The 22,191-nt window shown below is 64.9% G+C and carries 21 protein-coding genes; 9 read left to right on the top strand and 12 right to left on the bottom strand.

The genetic code is table 11. The annotated features are described in order from the left end of the window. Positions 1-40 precede the first annotated feature (40 nt). From CVM73_RS12240 to CVM73_RS12230, 3 genes are all read right to left on the bottom strand, one after another. On the bottom strand, positions 41-643 hold the full coding sequence (locus CVM73_RS12240) for a YqaA family protein (protein WP_084299057.1): 603 nt from the start codon (positions 641-643) through the stop codon (positions 41-43). Positions 644-688: 45 nt separating this feature from the next. Then, positions 689-1,093, bottom strand: a complete 405-nt coding sequence (hisE, locus tag CVM73_RS12235; RefSeq protein WP_100232239.1) for a phosphoribosyl-ATP diphosphatase — start codon at positions 1,091-1,093, stop codon at positions 689-691. A gap of 118 nt (positions 1,094-1,211) precedes the next feature. Then, positions 1,212-1,577, bottom strand: a complete 366-nt coding sequence (locus CVM73_RS12230; RefSeq protein ID WP_100232238.1) for a hypothetical protein — start codon at positions 1,575-1,577, stop codon at positions 1,212-1,214. A 229-nt stretch (positions 1,578-1,806) separates the two neighbouring features. Between CVM73_RS12230 and CVM73_RS12225 the strand changes: the two genes are divergently transcribed. The 6 genes from CVM73_RS12225 (at position 1,807) to CVM73_RS12200 (ending at position 9,452) form a co-directional block, all read left to right on the top strand. Then, positions 1,807-2,856, top strand: coding sequence for an ABC transporter substrate-binding protein (locus CVM73_RS12225; protein ID WP_167406797.1), 1,050 nt, complete (start codon positions 1,807-1,809; stop codon positions 2,854-2,856). Between the two features lie 85 nt (positions 2,857-2,941). Further along, entirely contained in the window at positions 2,942-4,738 is a 1,797-nt protein-coding gene (locus CVM73_RS12220; protein WP_100232236.1) for a glucan ABC transporter ATP-binding protein/ permease, read from the top strand. A 190-nt stretch (positions 4,739-4,928) separates the two neighbouring features. Continuing rightward, complete coding sequence (locus CVM73_RS12215) at positions 4,929-6,413, top strand: D-alanyl-D-alanine carboxypeptidase family protein (RefSeq protein ID WP_100232235.1); 1,485 nt, start codon at positions 4,929-4,931, stop codon at positions 6,411-6,413. A 188-nt stretch (positions 6,414-6,601) separates the two neighbouring features. Then, entirely contained in the window at positions 6,602-8,287 is a 1,686-nt protein-coding gene (locus CVM73_RS12210) for a long-chain fatty acid--CoA ligase (protein WP_100232234.1), read from the top strand. Positions 8,288-8,303: 16 nt separating this feature from the next. Beyond that, the gene (locus tag CVM73_RS12205) at positions 8,304-8,858 is read left to right on the top strand and encodes a DUF924 family protein (protein ID WP_100232233.1); all 555 of its coding nucleotides are present in this window, start codon (positions 8,304-8,306) and stop codon (positions 8,856-8,858) included. 108 nt (positions 8,859-8,966) lie between these two features. Beyond that, on the top strand, positions 8,967-9,452 hold the full coding sequence (locus CVM73_RS12200) for a peroxiredoxin (RefSeq protein WP_100232232.1): 486 nt from the start codon (positions 8,967-8,969) through the stop codon (positions 9,450-9,452). A 175-nt stretch (positions 9,453-9,627) separates the two neighbouring features. On the opposite strand, the gene rnhA is transcribed toward CVM73_RS12200, so the two are convergent. Genes rnhA through ispH form a run of 3 tightly spaced genes read right to left on the bottom strand, consistent with a single transcriptional unit; the run spans position 9,628 to position 12,047 of the window. Next, entirely contained in the window at positions 9,628-10,092 is a 465-nt protein-coding gene (gene rnhA, locus CVM73_RS12195) for a ribonuclease HI (protein WP_100232231.1), read from the bottom strand. Beyond that, positions 10,089-11,072: a homoserine kinase gene (locus CVM73_RS12190; RefSeq protein WP_100232230.1), complete on the bottom strand. Its 984-nt coding sequence runs from the start codon at positions 11,070-11,072 to the stop codon at positions 10,089-10,091. The genes rnhA and CVM73_RS12190 overlap by 4 nt, the downstream gene beginning before the upstream one ends. A 6-nt stretch (positions 11,073-11,078) precedes the next feature. After that, positions 11,079-12,047 (bottom strand): 4-hydroxy-3-methylbut-2-enyl diphosphate reductase, encoded by a 969-nt coding sequence (gene ispH / locus CVM73_RS12185; protein WP_100232229.1) that lies wholly within the window; start codon positions 12,045-12,047, stop codon positions 11,079-11,081. Positions 12,048-12,312: 265 nt separating this feature from the next. On the opposite strand from ispH, the gene CVM73_RS12180 reads away from it, so the two are divergent. Beyond that, positions 12,313-13,008 carry a DUF1013 domain-containing protein gene (locus tag CVM73_RS12180; protein WP_035706675.1) on the top strand — a complete coding sequence of 232 codons (696 nt, stop codon included), beginning with the start codon at positions 12,313-12,315 and terminating at the stop codon, positions 13,006-13,008. Positions 13,009-13,184: 176 nt separating this feature from the next. On the opposite strand, the gene CVM73_RS12175 is transcribed toward CVM73_RS12180, so the two are convergent. The 6 genes from CVM73_RS12175 to CVM73_RS12150 all read right to left on the bottom strand — a co-directional run bounded on the left by CVM73_RS12175 (position 13,185) and on the right by CVM73_RS12150 (position 19,498). Then, entirely contained in the window at positions 13,185-13,931 is a 747-nt protein-coding gene (locus tag CVM73_RS12175; RefSeq protein ID WP_100232228.1) for an OmpW/AlkL family protein, read from the bottom strand. A gap of 291 nt (positions 13,932-14,222) precedes the next feature. After that, positions 14,223-14,429, bottom strand: a complete 207-nt coding sequence (locus tag CVM73_RS12170; protein WP_100232227.1) for a DUF6494 family protein — start codon at positions 14,427-14,429, stop codon at positions 14,223-14,225. Between the two features lie 25 nt (positions 14,430-14,454). Next, positions 14,455-14,724 carry a hypothetical protein gene (locus CVM73_RS12165; protein ID WP_100232226.1) on the bottom strand — a complete coding sequence of 90 codons (270 nt, stop codon included), beginning with the start codon at positions 14,722-14,724 and terminating at the stop codon, positions 14,455-14,457. A gap of 231 nt (positions 14,725-14,955) precedes the next feature. Further along, positions 14,956-16,878, bottom strand: coding sequence for a propionyl-CoA synthetase (locus CVM73_RS12160; protein WP_100232225.1), 1,923 nt, complete (start codon positions 16,876-16,878; stop codon positions 14,956-14,958). A 340-nt stretch (positions 16,879-17,218) separates the two neighbouring features. Next, a complete protein-coding gene (locus CVM73_RS12155) occupies positions 17,219-18,610 on the bottom strand; it encodes a tetratricopeptide repeat protein (RefSeq protein ID WP_100232224.1) in 1,392 nt (463 codons plus the stop codon). A 129-nt stretch (positions 18,611-18,739) separates the two neighbouring features. After that, a complete protein-coding gene (locus CVM73_RS12150) occupies positions 18,740-19,498 on the bottom strand; it encodes a tetratricopeptide repeat protein (RefSeq protein ID WP_167406796.1) in 759 nt (252 codons plus the stop codon). A 127-nt stretch (positions 19,499-19,625) separates the two neighbouring features. On the opposite strand from CVM73_RS12150, the gene CVM73_RS12145 reads away from it, so the two are divergent. Both CVM73_RS12145 and CVM73_RS12140 read left to right on the top strand, forming a co-directional pair. Then, complete coding sequence (locus tag CVM73_RS12145) at positions 19,626-21,170, top strand: cation:proton antiporter (RefSeq protein ID WP_100232222.1); 1,545 nt, start codon at positions 19,626-19,628, stop codon at positions 21,168-21,170. 213 nt (positions 21,171-21,383) lie between these two features. Next, complete coding sequence (locus CVM73_RS12140) at positions 21,384-22,154, top strand: hypothetical protein (RefSeq protein WP_100232221.1); 771 nt, start codon at positions 21,384-21,386, stop codon at positions 22,152-22,154. Positions 22,155-22,191: the final 37 nt, after the last annotated feature.

Genomic DNA, 22,191 nt, shown 5'->3' with positions numbered 1-22,191 from the left:
AACCGTAGCCGAAGCCGGCGCGGCGGCAAAGCCGCTGGTGCTAGATCAGTTTGATGGCGACCACGAAGCCGAGCACCAGCACCGCGGCGCCGATCGCGACCCACAGGCCGAGATGCTTCTCGATCCGAACCCGGACCCAGTCGCCATAGCGGTTGAGCAGGATCGCCACGACGAAGAAGCGTCCGCCGCGTGCGACGATCGAGCACAGGATAAACAGGACGATGTTGTAGCCGGCAAAGCCCGAGGTGATCGTGACGAGCTTGTAGGGGATCGGCGTCAGCCCCTTGAGCAGGATGATGATCGCACCCCATTCCGCATAGGAGGCGCGGAAGGCGTCGACCTTGTCGCCGAGGCCGTAGACCTGGATCAGCCATTGGCCGACCGAGTCGAACAGCAGCGCGCCGATGGCGTAGCCGACGATGCCGCCGACCACCGAGGTGATGGTACAGACGGTTGCATAGACCCAGGCGCGCTGCGGGCGCGCCAGCGACATCGGGATCAGCATCACATCCGGCGGGACCGGAAAGAAGGAGCTTTCTGCGAAAGCCACGGCTCCCATGATCCAGAGCGCGTAGGGCTTGTGGGCGGCGTCGATGCACCAGTCGTAGATACGTTTCAGCATGGCGCCGCGATGAAGCACCATGGGACGGATTTGTCCATGCCGAGATTGAGGCGAATTATGACGTTTCTAGTGGCGCTTGCGCGCGGCGCGGCCTTCGAGCGCGACAATTGGCCGCCGTGAGGCCATGCGCGGTGACGCGACTTTGGGCAGCTTCATCGGCGACTTCGGCAGCTTCTCGGCAATCCCGAGCAACTCCTCCCGCCGCGTCATTTCCCGCCAGACGTCCTCGGGGCGTACTCCGGCCGAAGCCCACAGCACGGTGAGATTGTAGAGCAGGTCGGCGCTCTCACGGATCACGGCCTCGCTATCGCCATTGACCGCATCGATGACGACCTCGATGGCCTCTTCGGCCAGCTTCTTTGCCATTTTGGAGGGCCCACGCTGAAACAGCCGGGCCGTGCGCGATGTTGCCGGATCAAGATCCCTGGCCGCGAGCACAGCCAGATATAGCCGCTCAAGCGAATCACTCATGGTACTCAAAACTACTCTAAACAAATGGCGGGCGTGTTAACGCGCGACAATAAAAGCAGAAAACAGGCCGGCGCGGCAAGCGCGACGGCCTGTCATGGTCAACCTTCGGGGGCCGGAGCTAGTAGCAGTTCTGGTAGTAGCCCTGGCCGCAATACTCGGACGGAGCCGTGCCGCCATAGCGCTGATACTGGAAGTTCGGGCCTGGACCATAATAGGGCCCATAGGCAGGGGCGCTGTAATAGACGGGACCGCCGTAATAGCCATAGCCCGGACCGTAGTCATAGGCGTAGGCGTCACGGGTTGCGGCGATGGCAAGACCGGTGCCGATGGCGGCGAAGGCCGCAGCAGCGGCCGCGCCACCGCCGCCATGCCAGTGGCGGCCGCCCGCGTATGAAGCGGTCGGGGCGATTGTGGTCACCGCCAGCACCGCGGCGGTGGCAAGAACGGCCTTTCGGCCCGCAAACTTGGAGAATCGCTCGAACATGTCTTGGGCCCTCCTTTGGGACCTGAAATGGACGCCTGCGGACAGGCTCATGCCTCTCAAACCCGCAGAACCTAAGTTGGGTTCCCCAACCCCAACACAAGCTGAACGGGGTTGCGTGATCGTGACGCAACCGCCGCTCATCCGCCGTTCATGTTGGCGCGCGCACGCTCGTCGCGGGCCGGCGCTGCAAGCGTCACGAAACCATAACAATGCGGGACCGGCGCAATCGATGTCGGGATTCAAGACGATCACCCTTCACTGCCTGCTGGCCCTTGCAATCTCGTTCACCGCATTGACTGCGCGCGAGGCCCCGGGGGCCGAGAGCGGCGTCCCCTCGACAGCGATCCACTTCACCTTCGACCGTCCCATCGATGCGAGCGTGGCACCGTTCTTCCTTGCGGCGAAAGACGGCAGGTTCAGCGCCGAGCGTCTCAACGTGTCCTTCAACAATGCGAGCGGATCGCCGGAGGCGCTCGCACGCGTCGCCAAAGGTGACAGCGAGCTTGCGCTCGTCGACATCAACGAGCTGATCCGCCTTCGTGACAAGGATGACGCGGCGCCGGTCAAGGCGGTGTTCGTGCTGTTCAACCGCGCGCCCTACGCGATGGTCGCGCGCAGGAGCCGCGGCATCCACCTCCTGCCCGATCTCGACGGCAAGACCGTCGGCGTTGCCGACAGCGATCTGTCGATGCGGCTGTGGCCGGCGCTGGCGCAGCAGAACGGCATCAAGGCATCGCGCGTCAAATTCCGCAAGATCGGCGCGGCGGTGCGCGAGCCGATCCTGTCCGCGGGACAGGTCGATGCCGTCGCCGGCTTCAGCTATCTCTCGGCGGTGAATCTACGCGACCGCGGTGTGCCCGCAGCCGATCTCGTCGTGCTGCGCTCTGCAGACTACGGCTGTGAAGCCTATGGCTTTGCCGTGGTGGTCAATCCGGCCTTCGCCACAGCAAAGCCGGACGCCGTGAAGGGCTTCGTCCGCGCTTTGATCGCCGGCATCAACGCCACCGTCAGGGAGCCGGGGCGTGCGGCGGAGGAGGCCGCGAGCCGCATCGACGACGGCGACCGCAACCTCGAGCTGGAGCGCCTGCGCACCGTCCTCGCCGACAACGTCCTGACCGACGAGGTGAAGCGCAACGGCCTCGGCGGCGTCGAGCCGGCGCGCCTGGAGCGCTCGATCGACCAGATCGCGCAGGATTTCAAATTCCGCAAACGGCCGGCGGCGAGCGACATCTTCGACGGCCAGTTCCTGCCGGCCGTGGCGGAGCGGCTGATCAACTGAGCAAAACCGGTAGCTTCCGCTGTATCTGGCAGGCAATCCCGGCTTACAATACCGCCCCCATTAGCTGCCCGAGTCGCCAGTCCGCATGTCCATGCTCCGTCTCTACTCCCGCGTTCTCGAGCTGCTCGGCAAGGAGGCGCGGCTGGGCTGGCTGCTCGCGGTCGCCAATCTCCTGCTTGCGGGCTCGCAATTCGCCGAGCCTGTGCTGTTCGGCCGGATCGTCGACGTGCTCTCGGGCAAGACGGTGGCCGGGTCGAACTCGGCCTGGCCGTTCCTGGCCGCCTGGGTCGCGTTCGGGCTCTTCACCATCGCGTGCAGCGCGCTCGTGGCCTTGCAGGCCGACCGGCTCTCGCACCGCCAGCGCCAGGCGGTGCTGACTGATTATTTCGAGCACATCCTGCAACTGCCATTGACCTTCCACTCCGGGACCCATTCGGGCCGGCTGATGAAGGTGATGCTCAACGGCACCGATGCGCTGTGGCGGCTGTGGCTCGGCTTCTTCCGCGAGCACTTTGCCGCGATCCTCTCGGTCGTGGTGCTGCTGCCGCTGTCGCTCTACCTGAACTGGCGGCTGGCGATCCTGCTGTTCGTGCTCTGCATCGTCTTCACTGCGCTCACGACCTTCGTGGTGCGCAAGACGTTCGGCATGCAGATGGAGGTCGAGGAGCATTACAGCGAACTCTCCGCGCGCGCTTCGGACGCGCTCGGCAACGTCGCGCTGGTGCAGAGCTTTGTCCGCGTCGAATCCGAGGTGAAAGGGCTGCGCTCCGTCGCCGACGAGCTGCTGGCCGCACAGATGCCGGTGCTGTCCTGGTGGGCGCTCGTCACCGTCATCACGCGCGCCTCCACCACCATCACGGTGCTCGCGATCTTCACCGTCGGCATCGCGCTGCACGACCAGGGGCTCACCTCGGTCGGCGAGATCGTGATGTTCGTGAGCTTCGCGACGATGCTGATCCAGAAGCTCGAGCAGGTCGTCAGCTTCATCAACAACGTGTTCATGGAAGCCCCGCGCCTGCGCGAGTTTTTCAATGTGCTCGACGCCGTGCCCGCGGTCCACGACCGGCCCGACGCAATCGATGCCGGCAGGCTGTCGGGCCTCGTCGAGTTCAACGACGTCACCTTCTCCTATGACGGCAAGCGGCCGGCGATCGAGGACCTCACCTTCACCGCGCTGCCCGGCCAGACCATTGCGCTGGTCGGCCCGACCGGCGCCGGCAAGTCGACCGCGATCGCGCTCTTGCATCGCGCCTTCGATCCACAATCCGGCATCATCAAGATCGACGGCATGGACGTGCGCGGCGTCACGCTGACCTCGCTGCGGCGGAATATCGGCGTGGTGTTCCAGGAAGCGCTGCTGTTCAACCGCTCGATCGCGGAGAATTTGCACGTCGGCAAGCCGGACGCGACCGAGGCCGAGATGCGCAAGGCGGCGGAGCGCGCGCAGGCGCTCGAATTCATCGAGCGCAGCGGCGGCTTCGAGACCAATGCCGGCGAACGCGGCCGCATGCTATCCGGTGGCGAGCGTCAGCGCCTGTCCATCGCCCGTGCGCTGCTGAAGGATCCGCCGATCCTGATCCTGGACGAAGCGACCAGCGCGCTCGACGCCGTCACCGAGGCCAAGGTGAATGCCGCTCTCGACGAAGTGATGAAGGGTCGCACCACTTTCGTGATCGCCCATCGCCTCTCCACCATCCGCAATGCCACGCGGATCCTGGTGTTCGAGAACGGCCGGGTGATCGAAAGCGGAACTTTCGATGAACTCGTGGCCAAAGGCGGCCATTTTGCCGAGCTCGCCAGGGCCCAGTTCATGGTTCAGGAGAATGCACGGGCCAGCGTGACGGTCGCCGAGGCTGCCGCGACAGCTGCCAAATCCCCCTAGCAAGTCCCGAGAGGACCGTCGAAATTCGGCCTACTTCGTTGCGGAATACCCGCCCGGAGCCTCTATTCTCGACGCGCGAGCCGGTATAGGTTTGCGACGCCGCAAGCGGCGGCGCCGGATTTCAGAACCCGAAACTCAGATCACGAGAACCGACCGTATCAGGCGGATCTCCAAGGACCGGAATCGGATAGTGCACGCCCTTCGCCCGCTGCTTCGCAAGCCCCTGTTCAACCTGTTCGCTGCAGCGCTCGCATGTGCCGCATTGCTGGCGCCGCGCGCGGCGAGCGCCGAAGCGCTGCTGCTGATCGAGGCCGACAGCGGCAAGGTGCTGCAGGCCGATAACGCGACCATCCCCTGGTACCCGGCCTCCGTCACCAAGATCATGACCGCCTATGTCACGCTGAAGGCGGTCAAGGATGGCAGGCTGACGCTCGACACGCTGCTCACGGTATCGCCGACCGCGGCCTCGCAATCGCCCTCGAAGATGGGATTCCGCCCGGGAACGCAGGTCACCGTCGACAACGCGCTGAAGATGATGATGGTCAAGTCGGCGAACGACATGGCCGTGGTGCTCGCCGAAGGCGTCGGCGGCTCGATCGACGGCTTCTCAACGATAATGAACGACACCGCGAAGAAGCTCGGCATGACGCAGACGAGCTACGTCAATCCGAACGGCCTGCCCGCCGACGGCCAGATCACGTCGGCGCGCGATCTCGGCATTTTGGCGCGCTCGTTCCTGCACGACCTGCCGGAATACGAATACTTCGTGCACATCCCGGCGATCCGCTTCGGCAAGCGCGTCACCGGCAATTTCAACAAGCTGATCGGCCGCTATCCCGGCGCCGACGGGTTCAAGACCGGCTTCATCTGCGCCTCCGGCTACAACCTCGTCGCCTCGGCCACGCGCAACGGCCGCCGGCTGATCGCGGTGGTGCTGGGTGCCAATTCCGGCACCGCACGCGCGGTGAAGGCGGCGCAGTTGCTCGAACGTGGCTTCGCTCAGGACAATCTCACCTGGCTGCGCCCCTCGCTCGGCACCGTCGACAATCTCGTGCCGGTCGACGCCACTCCGCCGAATCTGCGCGACGAGATGTGCGGCGGCCATCGCAAGCGGCCGGCCACCGACGACGACGATGCGCTGATTGCGGCCAATGGCGGCGCGACCGGATCGGCCTCCGCCACCGGCGGCGAGGCTCAGGTCACCTTCTTCACGGCGGGCCTGCAACCGCCTCTGATGAAGGCATCCGAACTGATGGCCTCGCCCGCCGCGGCGGTCGAGCCCGTGCTGGTCTATACCGGCCCGACCCGCACCGGCACCGCGCTGATCGCGGCGGTCGCGGCCGACGCCGACCAGCAGGCCGCGTCCAAGCCACGTGGCAAGAAGTCGCGCGTCGCCAAGAAGCCCGATGCGGCTGACAAGCCGACGGACAAGCCCAAGGACGCCAAGACGGCGGCAGCGAAGCCTGACGCTTCCAAGCCTGCCGCCTCCAAGCCGGACGCCAAGAGCGACACAAAGACCGCAGCCAAGCCGGCCGGAGCCAAGCATGCTGCGGCCAAGCCCGAGGCGGCCAAACCTGCCGAGAAGCCTGCGGCAAGCGGCGATCAGGCGGCAAAGCCTGCCAAGCCCAAAGCCGCGACCAAGCCCGCCGCCGCCAAGCCGGCGAACAACAGTTAACGCCCTCGGAATAAACCGCAGCCTGCGCTTCGCACCTGCGGCAGCGTGGTTTGCGACGATTCCAGTAGCGGCGCCCCGACCTTTGCCCTAAGCCACGATGGCTTGCCACCCGTTCCGGCAAGCTGGATACTGGCGGCAATGAGGCAAGCCCGAGAACAACGGGCCCTGGTCAATGAGGGGAGTCTTCCATGGAGCGCATCTGGCTCAAGCAATATCCGCCCGGCGTGCCCGCCGATATCGAGCCGACGCAATACGCATCGCTGGTCGACCTCTTGGAGGAGAGCTTCACCAAGTTCGCCGACCGCAAGGCGTTCATCTGCATGGACAAGTCGATCAGCTATCGCGACCTCGACCAGATGTCGGTCGCCCTCGCCGCCTATTTGCAGGGCCGCGGGCTGCAGCGCGGCGCCCGCGTCGCGATCATGATGCCGAACGTGCTGCAATATCCGGTCGCGACTGCCGCCGTGCTGCGCGCCGGATACGCGGTCGTGAACGTCAACCCGCTTTACACCCCGCGCGAGCTGGAGCACCAGCTCAAGGATTCCGGCGCCGAAGCCATCATCGTGCTGGAGAACTTCGCCCACACCGTCGAGCAGGTGATCACCAGGACGCAGGTGAAGCATGTCATCGTCGCCAGCATGGGCGACCTGCTCGGCTTCAAGGGCGTGATCGTCAATCTCGTCGTCCGCCGCGTGAAGAAGATGGTACCGGCCTGGTCGCTGCCGGGCGCAGTGGCCTTCAACGACGCGCTGTCGTCCGGCCGCGGCATGACGTTCAACAAGCCAAAACTGTCGCCGGGCGACGTCGCCTTCCTGCAATATACCGGCGGCACCACCGGCGTCTCCAAAGGCGCCACGCTGCTCCACCGCAACATCGTCGCCAACGTCCTGCAGAACGACGCCTGGCTCCAGCCGGCGCTCGCCGCGCCGCCGCATGTCGACCAGCTCATGATCGTCTGCGCGCTGCCGCTCTATCACATCTTCGCGCTGACCGCCTGCTACCTGCTCGCGGTGCGCGCCGGCGGCTGCAATCTCCTGATCCCCAATCCGCGCGACATCCCCGGCTTCGTCAAGGAGCTGGCGAAATACCAGGTCAACAGCTTCCCGGCCGTAAACACGCTCTACAACGGGTTGATGCACCATCCCGATTTCAAGAAGCTCGACTTCTCCAAGCTCAAGATCTCCAACGGCGGCGGCATGGCGGTGCAGCGCCCCGTGGCCGATCAGTGGAAGGCGATCACCGGCTGCTTCATTGCCGAAGGTTACGGCCTGTCGGAGACCTCTCCGACGCTGACCTGCAATCCGGCGACGGCAACGGAGTTCACGGGTACGATCGGCATCCCCGTGCCTTCGACCTGGATCTCGATCCGCGACGACGACGGCAACGAAGTCCCGCTCGGCCAGCCCGGCGAGATCTGCGCCAAGGGCCCGCAGGTCATGTCCGGATATTGGAACAGGCCGGAAGAGACCGCCAAGGTGATGACCGCGGACGGCTATTTCCGCACCGGCGATATCGGCGTGATGGACGAGAAGGGCTACACCAAGATCGTCGACCGCAAGAAGGACATGATCCTGGTCTCCGGCTTCAACGTCTATCCCAACGAGATCGAGGAAGTGATCGCAAGCCATCCGGGCGTGCTGGAATGCGCCGTGATCGGCATTCCCGATTCCAAGTCGGGCGAAGCGGTGAAGGCGTTCGTGGTGAAGAAGGACCCCAACCTCACGGCCGAAGACGTCATCAAGTTCTGTCACGAACAGCTCACCGGCTACAAGGTGCCCAAGCACATCGAATTCCGCACCGATCTGCCCAAGACCAATGTCGGCAAGATCCTGCGCCGGCAGCTCCGCGACGAGAAGAAGGCGGAGGCGGCGTAACGCTCGCCTCCCGTTCATGACCGACGCTCGCGACATCACCCCATCAGGCGTTCTCGTCTTCTGGCGAGAGGCCGGCAGCGAACGCTGGTACAAGCGCAGCGATGCTTTCGATGCGGAGATAAGACGTCGCTTCCTCTCGCTATGGCAGAGGGCGGCCGCCGGCGAGCTGGCGTCATGGGAGGCGAGCGACGACGGCGCGCTCGCGCTCGTCATCGTGCTCGACCAGTTTCCCCGCAACATGTTCCGCGGCACGCGGCAAGCCTTTGCCAGCGACGCGCTGGCGCGCGACGTCGCCCGCCGCACGATCGATCGGGGCGTTGATCGCAGGATCGACCCCATCCTGCTCGAATTCCTCTATTTGCCCTTCATGCATTCCGAGCACCTGCCCGACCAGTTGCACTGCATCGCGCTGTTTCAGAACACCGACAATACCGAGAACCAGAAGTACGCCCGGGAGCATGCTGACATCATCCGGCGGTTCGGCCGCTTTCCCCACCGCAACCGCCTCCTCGGTCGCGACACGACGGAGGAAGAGCAGGCGTTCCTCGACAATGGCGGCTTTTCCGGCTGATGACATCATGGTGAACGGCCGCCGCCCTCGCCGCTTCCGCTGCTCGCAATATTGTGCAGGTCCGCCGCCCGGTCTAAAAAGCGGGACCGATTTTCAGGGAGACTGACGATGGCGATCCAGACTGGCGACAAGCTGCCCGAGGCGAAATTCCGCGTGATGACGGCGGACGGCCCGCAGGTGAAGACCACCGACGATATCTTCAAGGGCAAGAAGGTGGCGCTGTTCGCGGTGCCCGGCGCCTACACCGGCACCTGCCACAAGATGCATCTGCCGAGCATCTTCCTCAACGCCTACGCCATGAAGGACAAGGGCGTCGACAGCATCGCCATCGTCTCCGTCAACGATGCCTTCGTGATGAACGCCTGGAAGCGCGACACCGACCAGCGCGACGAGGCGATCTTCCTCGCCGACGGCAATGCCGATTTCACCAAGGCGATCGGCATGGAGCTGGACGCCTCCGCCAACGGCCTCGGCGTCCGCTCCAAGCGCTATTCGATGCTGGTCGAGGACGGCGTGGTGAAGAAGCTGAACCTCGAGGCCATGCCCGGCAAGGTCGAGGTCTCCGGCGGCGATACGCTGCTCGGGCAGCTGTAAGCTGCGAGGCTACACCACTCGCAGCCACAAGTGGCACTGTCATGCCCCGCGAAGGCGGGGCATCCAGTATTCCAGAGACGGTAGTTGTTGAACCGAGAAGCCGCGGCGTACTGGATCGCCCGCCTGCGCGGGCGATGACAGCGGAGAGTGTGGCCCTGCCCGCGCCCCGTGCGCCCTACTCCCGCACCCGCTGCTGCAACCGCGCCTTCACGATCCCATCCCGCGCGAGCTGATCGGCCCGCTCGTTCTCGGGATGACCGGCGTGGCCCTTGACCCAGTGCCAGCGGACCTCATGCTGCTTCAGCGCGGCGTCCAGGCGCTGCCATAGCTCGACATTCTTCACCGGCTTCTTGTCGGCGGTGCGCCAGCCGTTGCGCTTCCAGCCGAAGATCCAGCCCGTGATGCCCTGCCGGACATACTGGCTGTCGGTGTAGAGATCGACCGTGCACGGCTTCTTCAGCGCCTCCAGCGCGGAGATCGCCGCCATCAACTCCATCTGGTTGTTGGTGGTGTGCGGCTGGCCGCCGTTCAGCTCTTTTTCCTTGTCGCCGAACTTCAGGATCGCGCCCCAGCCGCCGGGCCCGGGGTTTCCCGAACAGGCGCCGTCGGTATAGATCGTGACATTGGGGAGCTCGCTCACGCGACCAGTCCTGACGGCATCAGCCCGTAGTCACGCACACTCGTCACGCTCTGATGGAAGCGCAGCTTGCGGACATATTCCAGCGGATCCTTCGGCTTGACCAGCGCGCCCGGCGGCACATTGAGCCAGTCCACCAGCCGCGTCAGCAGGAAGCGGATCGCCGCGCCGCGCGCCAGCAGCGGCAACGCGGCCTCTTCCGCCTCTGTGAGCTTGCGCACGCGGCCATAGGCGTTGAGGAAGGCGCGCGCCTTGGTGACGTTGAAGGAATGATCCGGCTCGAAGCACCAGGCGTTGAGGCAGATCGCGACGTCATAGGCCAGCATGTCGTTACAGGCGAAGGTGAAGTCGATGATCCCCGACAGCTTGTCGCCGAGAAAGAAGACGTTGTCGTTGAAGAGGTCGGCGTGGATCACGCCCTCGGGCAGGTTGGTCGGCCAGATCCCGCTCGAGAGATAATCGAGCTCGGTGGCGAGAAACGCACGCAGACCGGGCTGCACCTCGTCGGCCCGGTTCGCCGCCGCGTCGAACAGCGGCCGCCAGCCCGCGACCGACAGCGCGTTGGCGCGCTTAATCGCGAAATTGGCGCCGGCCAGATGCATCCGGGCCAGCCCCTCGCCGACGCCGGCGCAATGGGCCGCGTTCGGCTTGCGCGGCCAGACGCCTTCGAGAAAGGTGATGATCGCGGCGGGACGGCCCGACAGCTCGCGCAGCGCCTCGCCGTCGCGTCCCTTCACCGGTAGCGGACAATTGACGCCGTGCTCGGCGAGATGCGTCATCAGCGCGAGGAAGAACGGCAGATCGTTCTTCGCCACACGCTTCTCATAGAGCGTGAGGATGAACGACCCCTGGCTGGTGTGCAGCAGGAAGTTGGAGTTTTCGACGCCCTCGGCGATGCCCTTGTAGGAGAGCAATTCGCCGAGATCGTATTGCTTCAGGAAATCCGCAAGCTCGTCGGCGGCGACGTCGGTGTAGACCGCCATAAAGGTCTACTCGGCGGCAGCTTCGGGGCGCACCTGACGCGGCAGCGGGAAGAACTCGTTCTCCTCCGCGGCCGAGACCGTCTCCACGTGCAGCGTGTAGCGCTCGGCAAAGGCGTCCATGATCTCCTCGACGATCACTTCCGGCGCGGAGGCGCCTGCGGTGATGCCGAGGCTCTTGATGTTGCCGAACTTGCTCCAGTCGATGTCGGTGGCGCGCTGCGCCAGCACCGCGATCTTGCAGCCCTCGCGCTCGGCAACCTCGCGCAGGCGCTGCGAGTTCGACGAATTGGGGGCACCGACAACGATCAGCGCGTCCACCACCGGTGCCACCTTCTTCACTGCAAGCTGGCGGTTGGTGGTGGCGTAGCAGATGTCTTCCTTGTGCGGGCCGTTGATGTTCGGGAAGCGCTCCTTGAGCAGCGCGACGATCTCCGCGGTGTCGTCGATCGACAGCGTGGTCTGGGTCACGAAGGCGAGGTTATTGGGGTCCTTCGGCGTGATGGTCTTGGCGTCCTCGGCGGTCTCGATCAGGGTCACGGCGCCGGGCGGAAGCTGGCCCAGCGTGCCGACCACCTCGGGATGATGGGAGTGGCCGATCAGGAAGATCTCGCGGCCGCGCTTGAAGTGGATCGCAGCCTCGCGGTGCACCTTGGTCACCAGAGGGCAGGTCGCATCCAGCGAGAACAGATTGCGGGACTGGGCGTCGGCCGGAACCGATTTCGGCACGCCATGGGCCGAGAACACCACCGGGGCGGTGGTACTCTCCGGGATTTCAGCCAGTTCCTCGACGAAGATGGCGCCCTTCTTCTTCAACCCATCGACGACGTACTTATTGTGCACAATCTCATGGCGAACATAGACGGGGGCGCCGTATTTATCCAGCGCCCGTTCCACGGTGTCGATCGCCCGAACCACGCCGGCACAGAAGCCGCGGGGAGAACAAAGCACGATCTTGAGGTCTGGTTTGGCTGACATTGAGCGATCTCGGGACCGAATCACCCGTTTCGCCTTCTGGCGGGGGCGGTCGATGGATGGGAATTGGGCTTAAGACTGTCGGCTTGAACCTTACAGCGGTTCAAAGGGAATTGGGCCCCCTTTCGGGCGGTGTCAAGGCACTATCTATAGCAGAACCATTGCATGGCCAGCCCCTCCGGGCTTATATAGCGCGAATTCCCTGTCATCGCTGATGACCACCGGTTTCGCCTCCAGAGGGGTGGGCGAAGCACAAAGGAGATTTGCCATGAGCAACGCACCTCTGATGCCCAAGGCGACCGCCGTCTGGCTGCTCGACAACACCGCGCTGACCTTCGACCAGGTCGCCGATTTCACCAAGATGCATCCCCTCGAGGTGCGCGCCATCGCCGACGGCGACGCGGCCCAGGGCATCAAGGGCATGGATCCCCTCTCCAACGGCCAGCTGACCCGCGAGGAGATCGAGAAGGGCGAGAAGAACCCGGACTACCGGCTCCGCCTCCAGGAGAGCAAGGTGGTGCTGCCGCCCCAGCCCAAGCGCAAGGGACCGCGTTACACCCCGGTGTCGCGCCGCCACGAGCGTCCGAGCGCCATCCTCTGGCTGCTGCGCAACCATCCTGAGCTCAAGGACGCCCAGATCATGCGCCTGGTCGGCACCACCAAGAGCACGATCGCGAGCGTGCGCGATCGTACCCACTGGAACACGTCGTCCCTGACCCCGATCGACCCCGTCACCCTCGGCCTCTGCTCGCAGATCGAGCTCGATTTCGAGGTGCAGCGCGCCGCCAAGGAAAAGCCGATCGACGCAACCTATGGCGGCGCGACCCTGCTGCCGGCCTCCGAGACCACCCGCAAGGACGAGTACGAGCCCGCGGAGAAGTCCAGCGACGATCTCAACGTCGACGCCGTGTTCGCCAAGCTGAAGACGCTCGGCGGCAAGAAGCACGAAGACGAGGAGGAGTAGGGCTCCACTCTTCGTTCGATCGAACGCAAGAAACGCGGCAGGGAAACCTGCCGCGTTTTTGTTTGTGACAGGGGTTTGAGCGACAGAGCGCGCCGCGCCCACGGTGTCGTCCCGGCGTTCCGCCGGGACGACACCGGAATCTGTTGCCGCGCGGGTGCCCTTTACCAGCAACAGCCTCAGAACTTGTAGGTCACACCCGCGCCGACCAGCCACGGATCGATATGCGCGGTGCCGGTGACCGGCAGGCCGGAGACGGTCGCGCTGTAGTCCGGACGCAGCCAGAGCTTCTTGACGTCGACGTTGAGACCCCAGTGCCGGTCGATCATGTAGTCGAAGCCGAACTGGACGGCGCCGCCCCAGGCATTGCTGACGTGCAGGTTCGTGGTGGTGGCGACGATCGCGGGCGGTCCGACGATGGCGGCCGGCACGTTGGCGGCGGAGTTGTTGAAGAACACGGTGTAGTTCACGCCGGCGCCGATATAGGGCTTGAACGCGCCGAAATTGTCGAAGTGATATTGCAGCGTCAGCGTCGGCGGCAGCAGCGTGGTCTTGCCGATCGGCAGGCTTGCGAGCGAGCCGGTGCCGCTGATCGAGTGCCTGGTCACGCCGAGGATCAATTCGGCCGCGATGTTCCTGGTGAAGAAATAGCTGATGTCGAGCTCGGGGACGACCTGATCGCTGATCGAGAGGCCGGAATTCGGTGACGACAGCGAAGGCACGCCCGCCACATTGACGGTGCTCCCGCCTGCATCCGGCAACACGCCGAGCACGCGCAGGCGCACCATCCATGGATTGAACGCCTCCACCGGCGGCGGCGCCTTCTTGTAGACCGGCAGATCGGCAGCCTGCGCTGAGGCAAGAGTGCCCACGAGCATTGCGCCAATCGTGGCGAGCCGCGCCAGATTTCTTGTCGTTCTCTGCATTTCAATCCCCTTCAGCCATCTCTCGCGCGTCGTTGCGCGACATCAGCGTCAGAGCAGAAAGGGGATGGTGAAGGATTTGATGCCGATCAAATCGGGACAAACGCGACACGATTTGGCCGTGGCGTTGCAGATGTGTCACGACCTATGCAGGTGCTAGGCAGTGGCGCGGCAAGATAATTCCCGCACCCCATGCTCACGGCCGCTCGGGATGGTTCAGCATGTACTCGCCGAGATCGCGCTGGCGGCGGTCGGCACGGGAGCCGTCAACGTGCGGTCCACGCGAACGGCGAATCAGCCCAGCTCGATCGTGTTGTTGACCTCGTGGACGAGTCCGACGCTGTCGATCGTCAGCACCATCTTCGCGTTGAGCTTCTCATGGCCCTTGATCCGGCCCGCCGCGATCGCATCGCGCACGGCCTTCTCGATCTCACGCTGCGAGGTGACGCCGACTTGCTTCAGGAATTTGCGCAGGCTGGTGTTGAACTGGTCCTCGTTCATAACGGCCTCCGTTGAGCGGGGCGGCCTACGGCCGCTCGGGATGGTTCAGCATGTACTCGCCGAGGTCGCGCTGGCGGCGGTCGGCGCGGGCGGTCGCGGCATTGCGCTGGACGTCGCGGTCCTTGCGGCAGGCCACGTATTCCGGCGAGCCTTGCGCATAGCCCCGGCTCTGGCAGACCGCGTCATCGTCGTCGCCGCCCACGGCCACCGGCGTCTGGTAGCGCGCCGAGCAGGCGGAGAGCGCGATGGCGAGAGCGAAGGCGGTCAGCAGGCGCGGCGCGGCGGCGAGTGGCATCGAGGGTCCCCTATTGGCCGGCCTTGTTTAGCGCGGAATGCGGAGATTGTAAGTCCCCGGACGCTGTTCCCCCACGCGCGGTCATTCCCCGCGAAGGCGGGGAATCCAGTGCTCCGCGGCAGTCATTGGGTCACACTACGGCCTCGGAGTACTGGATCACCCGCCCCAGTGCGCAATTGCGCACAAGGCGGGTGATGACAGCTGAGGTCGGAGAGACGGCCCGCGATCGCCTCACACCCGTCCCTTCAGCGCCTCCCCGATCTCGTCGAGCGCCTTGGGATCCTCGATCGTCGCCGGCATGGTCCAGGATTCGCCATCGGCGATCTTCTTGATGGTGCCGCGCAGGATCTTGCCCGAGCGCGTCTTGGGCAGGCGGCCGACGGTGATGGCGAGCTTGAAGGCGGCGACCGGACCGAGCTTGTCGCGGACCAGTGCGACGATCTCCTTCTCGATCTCGGCAGGCGGGCGCTTCACGCCCGCTTTCAGCACCAGGAAGCCGCAGGGCACCTCGCCCTTGATCGCGTCCTTGACGCCGAGCACGGCGCATTCGGCGACATCGGGATGCGAGGCCAAAATCTCCTCCATGCCGCCGGTGGAGAGCCGATGGCCGGCGACGTTGATGATGTCGTCGGTGCGGCCCATGACGAAGACATAGCCGTCCTCGTCCTTATAGCCGGCATCAGACGTTTTGTAATAACCGGGGAATTCGCTGAGGTATGACTCCTTGAAGCGCTCGTCCTGATTCCACAGCGTCGGCAAGCAGCCCGGCGGCATCGGCAGCTTGATGACGATTGAGCCCATGGTGTTGGGGCCGACCGGCTTTGCCGCTTCATCGACGACATCGACCTGGTAGCCCGGCATCGGCACCGTCGGCGAGCCGTGCTTCACCGGCAGCATGCCGAGGCCAACCGGATTGCCGGCAATGCACCAGCCGGTCTCGGTCTGCCACCAATGGTCGATCACCGGCACCTTCAGCTGCTGCTCCGCCCATTCCACCGTCGGCGGATCGGCGCGCTCGCCGGCGAGGAACAGCGTGCGGAACTTGGAGAGATCGTACTGCCGGATGAACTTTCCTTCCGGATCCTCTTTCCGGATCGCGCGGAACGCGGTCGGCGCGGTGAAGAAGGCCACCGCCTTGTGCTCGGAGATCACGCGCCAGAACGCCCCGGCATCGGGCGTGCCGACCGGCTTGCCCTCGTACATGATCGTGGTCGCGCCGTGCAGCAGCGGGCCGTAGACGATGTAGCTGTGGCCGACCACCCAGCCGATGTCGGAGCCGCACCACCAGACCTCGCCCGGCTTGACGCCATAAAGGTTGAACATCGACCATTTCACCGCAACGAGATGGCCGCCATTGTCGCGCACGACGCCCTTCGGCACGCCGGTCGTGCCGGAGGTATAGAGGATGTAGAGCGGATCGGTCGCGGCGACAGGCACGCAAGCCGCGCTCTTGCCGTCGTTCAGCGCCTTGCGGCGCAGGCTCGCCCAGTCGTAGTCGCGGCTTGGCGTCATCTCACAGGTGAGCTGCGGGCGCTGCAGCACGATGCAGGCCTTCGGCTTGCTGCCGGCAAGCCTGATCGCCTCGTCGAGCAGCGGCTTGTACTGCACGATGCGGCCGGGCTCGATGCCGCAGCTCGCGGAGAGGATGAGCTTGGGCTGCGCATCGTCGATGCGGGTGGCAAGCTCTTTCGCGGCAAAGCCGCCGAACACCACCGAGTGAACCGCACCGAGCCGCGCGCAGGCGAGCATCGCGACCACCGCCTCCGGCACCATCGGCATATAGAGAATGACACGGTCGCCCTTGGCGACACCGAAGTCCTGCATGATTGCGGCGAGCGCCTGGACCTCGTTCAGCAGTTCGGCATAGGTGAGCTTGGTGACCGAATTGGTCAGCGGCGAATCATGGATCAGCGCGACCTGGTCGGCGCGGCCGCGTTCGACATGGCGATCGAGCGCGTTATAGCAGGTGTTGACGACGCCGCCAGCAAACCAGTGGCCGTAGGTTCCCTGCGAGGGATCGAAGATCTTCGTCGGAGGCTCGATCCAGTCGATCTCCTTGGCCGCCTCGGCCCAGAAACCTTCGGGATCGGCCAGCGAGCGCGCATGGACCTCATGATAACGACTTTTGCCGTCGACGTTTCCTTGGACGTTCATTCCCGCGCTCCCGTGCCTTTATTCGCCTGGCCTTGACCCTTGTGGCAGGACAGGCGCCCCGCCATGACCAGGATCAATTGCCGGCCTTGTTGTGGGGCTTATTTTCGCGGGAACGGGCCGCGGTTCAAGTCGAAAAGGATGGGCCTTTCGGGGGAGGCGCAGCTGGTGCCTGCCGCATCGGCAGTGCACTCCCTCGCCCCGTTCTTACGGGGAGAGGGTTGGGGTGAGGGGACTCTCCCCGGGGGCGGTGAGAGTTGGACTCGCGGAGAGTCCCCCTCACCCGGAATTTGCTGTCGCAAATTCCGGCCTCTCCCCGCAGGCGGGGAGAGGCGAAGAGCAGCTAGCTCTCCATCGCATTCAGTTTCTGCAACCGCTCCTGCATGACCTTCTTCAGATCGTAGCCGGGCCGGCGGAAGCTCGCATCGCGCGTGACGAGGAAATCGCGCTGCGTCTTACGCAGGTCGCCCGCGAAACGTCCTTTCGCAGCCCGCAGCACGCGCTCATAGGCCTCGGCGATCTGGCGATCCAGCACGCCCAGCTGCGGATCGGCGCAGATCACCTTCTCGACCTCGCGCTTGGCCGTGGCGCAATCGAAGGACGGACCGCTATCGTCGGCCGAGCGCGCATGCATCGGGCCCGTGGGCGCCGCGCCGAACCTGGCGATCTCGGCGATCATGCTGCGGCGGCCGTTCGCTGCATTCTCGTTGCCGGGGTCCAGCTTGAGCGCCGTCTCATAATCGGCCAGCGCCTTCTTGCGCTCCCCCATCTTCTTGTAGAGCACCGCGCGGTTGTTGTAGGCCTTTGCGAAATTAGGATCGAGCTTCAACGCCGCCTCGTAGTCGCTCAGCGCTGCCCCGAGCTCGCCCTTGAACTGATAGGAATCGCCGCGGTTGGTCAGGAAGTTGGCGCGCTGCTCCCGCCGGATCGCCTGGTCGTAATCGGCAATCGCCTTGTCGTACTCGCCCATCGCAGCATAGGTCAGGCCGCGGTTGTCGTAATACTCCGGCACCTTCGGATCGAGCCTGATCGCCTCACCGTCATCGGCGACCGCCTTGTCGAGCTGGCCGAGCTTCTTATAGGCCGCACCGCGATTGGTGTAGGTGCGCGCGCGGTTTGGATCGAGCCGCAGCGCCTCGTCGAAATTCCTGATCGCCTTCTCGTTGTCGCCGCCGAGATAATAGGCCACCCCGCGGTCGGACCAGGCTTGCGCATCGTCCGGCTTCAGCTTGATCGCCTGGTCGTAATCAGCGAGCGCACGGTCGAGCCGGCGCTGATTGGTGTAGACGACGCCGCGCAACTCGTAGGATTCCGCATCCTGCGGATCGAGCTCGATCGCCTTGGTCAGATCCGCCGCGGCCCGATTGAGGTTGCCGCCGGCCTCGCGCAGGAGGTCGCCGCGCACGCGCCAGGCCTTTGCATTCTTGCCGTCGAGCGCAATGGCGCGGTCCAGATCCCGCAGCGCCTGTGACTGGCCTCCGAGGGTTCGCGCATTGGCTTCGGCGCGGACGACGAGGGCCGCGCTACGATCGGAGGTCGGATTTGCGGTCTGGTCGATGATGGCGCTGCACGCCGGGATCAACTCGTCCGGGACAGACTTGCTGCCCAGCACACACTCGGTGCTTGCCGAGGCTGGGGCCGCGAGAACAAGACTCATTGCCGCGCCAAGGAAGAAGGCGCGAAGCGAGATTTTAGCAGGCGAAAGCGCGTGCGCGGAGGCTAGAGTGCCGCACATGACATAGGGCTCCGTGACGTCGGGTTCTCACCGTTGTCGCGGCTGGCAAGGGATGGGTTCAATGAGGGGCTGTCGGGCGAGCACCGGCGCTTCTCTCCCTCGCCCCGCTTGCGGGGAGAGGCGAACAGCTCAATACCCATCCACCCCGTTCAGCCGCTGCAAGCGCTCCTGCATCGCCTTCTTCAGGTCGTAGCCCGGCCGGCCGAAATCGGCGTTGCGGCGCGCGATGAACTCGTCCTGCTCGCGCTGGAGCGCCTTCGCTTCAGCCGCATTGCGCGCCTCCCGGATCGCACGGGCATTGGAGGCAAAGACCTCGCGATCGAGATCGGCTAGCTCGCGGTTGCCGCAGATCGCTCTTTCCACCGCACGACGCGCTCGGGCGCAATTGAAGCTGGGCTTGCCGGCGACCGCCATCTGCGCGCCTATCCGCTCGATCTCGCGCGCCATCGCCTTGTGATTGGCCTTGGCCTTCGCGTGGTTCGGATCGATTCTGAGCGCCGCGCCGAAATCCTGCACTGCCTTGGGCTTGTCGCCCTTCTTCAGCCAGAGCTCGCCGCGCGCATTGAAGATGTCCGCAAGGCCGGGGTCGAGCAGCAAAGCACGGCTGTCGTCGGCGATGGCACGGTCGACCTGGTCGTGCCGCGCATAGAGCGCGCCGCGCGCGATCAGCGCCTTGATCAGGTCCCCCTTCGCCGTCTTCTCATTGTCGATCACGGCGGCGCAGGCCGTGGCAGCCTTGTCCATATCATCGGCCGCGGTCGCCGCGAGGCACGGCGCGACATCGACCTGCGTCACGGCAACCGGCTCGTCGCCGGTCGCCGCATCGGCCGGAGCCAGCGAGAGTGCATAGAGCAGCCCGGCGCCGAACAGGTGAATGAGAAAACGCATGCTTGTTACAGTCGGAGGTCTTGTCTTGAGGGCTTGCCTTAGGTCTTGCCTTGGGGCCGTACTATCCATCATACGGCCAGATTGGTGCTAGCTTGTAGTACCGATCAAATCGGCTTCGGGGATCAACGTGTCGACATTCGAATGGATCATCGCGCTGCTTCTCGGCGCCGTTGGCTTATCGGCGCTGGCGCGGCGGATCAAGGTCCCCTACCCGACCTTTCTCGCCATCGGCGGCGCGCTGATCGCGTTCGTGCCGTCGAGCCCGTCCTGGACGCTGGAGCCGGACCTGGCGCTGGCCCTTTTTGTCGCACCGGTCCTGCTCGACGCCGCCTTCGACACCTCGCTGCGCGATCTGCGCAACAACTGGGTTCCGGTCTCGACCCTGGTCGTCGCCGCGGTCGGCCTGACCACGGCCGGTGTCGCCTTCGTCGCGCACCGGCTGATGCCTGATATGCCCTGGGCCGCAGCGGTCGCGCTTGGCGCCATCGTGGCACCGCCGGATGCGGCTGCCGCGGTCGCGATCCTGAGCCAGGTGAAACTGCCCTACCGCATGGTGAAAGTCCTGGAGGGCGAGAGCCTGCTCAACGACGCCAGCGCGCTTCTGATCTATCGCATCGCCGTCGGCGCGGTCGCCACCGAGCATCTGGCGTGGAGCCAGGTCGCACCGACCATGGCGCTGGCGCTGGTCGGCAGCGTCATCGCCGGGCTCGCCGCAGGCCGCATCATCCCGCTGTTCATGGAGCGGGTGACGGAGGCGCCGAGCGCCATCATCGTGCAATTCGCCACCACCTTCATGATTTGGATCGCCGCCGAGCATCTCGGCCTCTCCGGTATCCTCACCATCGTCGTCTACGCCATCACCCTCGCGCGCACGGCAGGGGAGCGCATGCCGGCGCGGCTGCGGGTGCCGTCCTATGCGGTCTGGGAGACGACGGTGTTCGTGCTCAACGTGCTCGCCTTCATGCTGATCGGCATGCAGATGCGGCCGATCTGGACGCGGCTGGACGCGGACGTGCGCTGGGAATATTGCGTGGCCGCTGCCTGGATACTGCTCACAGTGGTTCTGGTCCGGTTGTTCTGGGTGACGTTCTACCGCACGACGCTGCGCGTGCTGGTCGCCCACGGGATCTATCATCCGAAGGATCCGAAGCAGGTCGCCTCGGCCAAGGGCGGACTCATCATCTCCTGGTGCGGCATGCGCGGCCTCGTCACGCTCGCCACCGCCTTTGCCCTGCCGGAGAATTTTCCCTATCGCGACTTCATCGTCTTCATCGCCTTTGCGGTGGTGCTGGGATCGCTGGTGATTCAGGGCCTGACGCTGCGGCCGCTGATCCTCGCCTTCGACCTCAAGGACGATGATCCCGTCGGCATCGAAGTCGCCCGCGGGCGCGCGGTCGCCTATCGCGCCGCGCTCGATGCGATCGAGAGCGATCCGTCGGAGGAGGCGGAGATCCTGCGGCTCGAATATCGTGCCATCCTGATGCAGACCGAGACCGATCCGAACGGCGGCATTGCCAACCGCGAACTGCCCGCCGATCCCCTGCGCCGCCGCGCCATCGAAGCGGCGCGCAAATCGATCTTCGATCTCCGCGCCACCGAGGTGATCGGCGACGACGCGTTCCATCGGCTCGAGGAAGAGCTCGATCGCGCAGAATTGAGCGCGGGGGGATGAATCCAACAATCTCGCCGTCGTCCCGGACAAGCGCGCCCAAAGGCGCGCGCCGATCCGGGACCCATAGCCACGACATTGTGTTTGGCGAAGACTCGGAGTTGCCAGCGAGTGCAATAACCACGGCCTTTGATTATGGGTCCCGGATCTGCGCTGCGCTTGTCCGAGACGACAGCGGACGTTGAACCAAACCCCGCCTCCCGAGACTCACTCCTGATGACGACCCTGATCGACGACCGTCGTGTACGCGCGCGTGATGCGTCGCCTGCACGATATTTTTATTTCCACATGGCCCTCGCCTGCGCGGCCACCGCCTTTCTCGGCTTCGCACCAACCTATTGGGTGCCGCTCGCCCAGCGGACCTTCTCCGCAAGTCCCGTGATTCACTTTCACGGACTCTTGTTTTTCACCTGGTCGCTTTATTTCGTGGTCCAGACCTGGCTCGCGGCCTCGGGCCGCGTGGTCAATCACCGTTCGCTCGGCATCGCCGGCGTTTCGCTCGCGACGGCGATGACGATTTTCGGCTTCCTCGCCTCCGTGCACGTGATGCAGCATTCCGCCGCGCTCGGGCAGAAGGACGCCGGTATTGCTTTCTCGATCGTGCCAATGAGCGGGATTGCGTTCTTCGCAATCGTGTTCGTGCTGGCGATCGTGAACACGCGCAGGCCCGAGATCCACAAGCGCCTGATGCTGCTGGCGGCGGTCTCGATCCTCGATGCCGCGATTGCGCGTTGGTTCCTGACCTTCCTCGCACCTCCCGGACCGCCCGGCCCGCCGCCGGTGCCCGTGACGATTGCGCCGGCTGTGGTCGCGTCCCTTCTGCTCGTCGTCGCCATGGTACGCGACTGGCGCACCGAAGGTCGCGTGCATCCGGTCTACATCTACGGCACGCTCGCGCTTTTGGCGGTGAAGGTGCTGAACTGGCCAGTCAGCGAGACGGCAGCGTGGCATTCGTTCGCCGGCGGGATATTGGCGCTGGCGCAGTAAGCCACCCAACACTCCGCTGTCGTCCCGGACAAGCGCA

The sequence above is a fragment of the Bradyrhizobium forestalis genome, assembly GCF_002795245.1.
Classification (GTDB): Bacteria; Pseudomonadota; Alphaproteobacteria; order Rhizobiales; family Xanthobacteraceae; genus Bradyrhizobium; species Bradyrhizobium forestalis.
Note: the sequence above shows the minus strand (reverse complement) of the source record. Positions and strands in the feature narration are given on the sequence as shown.

Bases quoted from the DNA above. Each gene is read 5' to 3' on its own strand.
- CVM73_RS12240 (WP_084299057.1), bottom strand. From the start codon at position 643: ATGGTGCTTCATCGCGGCGCCATGCTGAAACGTATCTACGACTGGTGC.
- hisE (WP_100232239.1), bottom strand. From the start codon at position 1,093: ATGAGTGATTCGCTTGAGCGGCTATATCTGGCTGTGCTCGCGGCCAGG.
- CVM73_RS12230 (WP_100232238.1), bottom strand. From the start codon at position 1,577: ATGTTCGAGCGATTCTCCAAGTTTGCGGGCCGAAAGGCCGTTCTTGCC.
- CVM73_RS12225 (WP_167406797.1), top strand. From the start codon at position 1,807: ATGTCGGGATTCAAGACGATCACCCTTCACTGCCTGCTGGCCCTTGCA.
- CVM73_RS12220 (WP_100232236.1), top strand. From the start codon at position 2,942: ATGTCCATGCTCCGTCTCTACTCCCGCGTTCTCGAGCTGCTCGGCAAG.
- CVM73_RS12210 (WP_100232234.1), top strand. From the start codon at position 6,602: ATGGAGCGCATCTGGCTCAAGCAATATCCGCCCGGCGTGCCCGCCGAT.
- CVM73_RS12205 (WP_100232233.1), top strand. From the start codon at position 8,304: ATGACCGACGCTCGCGACATCACCCCATCAGGCGTTCTCGTCTTCTGG.
- CVM73_RS12200 (WP_100232232.1), top strand. From the start codon at position 8,967: ATGGCGATCCAGACTGGCGACAAGCTGCCCGAGGCGAAATTCCGCGTG.
- CVM73_RS12190 (WP_100232230.1), bottom strand. From the start codon at position 11,072: ATGGCGGTCTACACCGACGTCGCCGCCGACGAGCTTGCGGATTTCCTG.
- ispH (WP_100232229.1), bottom strand. From the start codon at position 12,047: ATGTCAGCCAAACCAGACCTCAAGATCGTGCTTTGTTCTCCCCGCGGC.
- CVM73_RS12180 (WP_035706675.1), top strand. From the start codon at position 12,313: ATGAGCAACGCACCTCTGATGCCCAAGGCGACCGCCGTCTGGCTGCTC.
- CVM73_RS12175 (WP_100232228.1), bottom strand. From the start codon at position 13,931: ATGCAGAGAACGACAAGAAATCTGGCGCGGCTCGCCACGATTGGCGCA.
- CVM73_RS12170 (WP_100232227.1), bottom strand. From the start codon at position 14,429: ATGAACGAGGACCAGTTCAACACCAGCCTGCGCAAATTCCTGAAGCAA.
- CVM73_RS12165 (WP_100232226.1), bottom strand. From the start codon at position 14,724: ATGCCACTCGCCGCCGCGCCGCGCCTGCTGACCGCCTTCGCTCTCGCC.
- CVM73_RS12160 (WP_100232225.1), bottom strand. From the start codon at position 16,878: ATGAACGTCCAAGGAAACGTCGACGGCAAAAGTCGTTATCATGAGGTC.
- CVM73_RS12155 (WP_100232224.1), bottom strand. From the start codon at position 18,610: ATGTGCGGCACTCTAGCCTCCGCGCACGCGCTTTCGCCTGCTAAAATC.
- CVM73_RS12150 (WP_167406796.1), bottom strand. From the start codon at position 19,498: ATGCGTTTTCTCATTCACCTGTTCGGCGCCGGGCTGCTCTATGCACTC.
- CVM73_RS12140 (WP_100232221.1), top strand. From the start codon at position 21,384: ATGACGACCCTGATCGACGACCGTCGTGTACGCGCGCGTGATGCGTCG.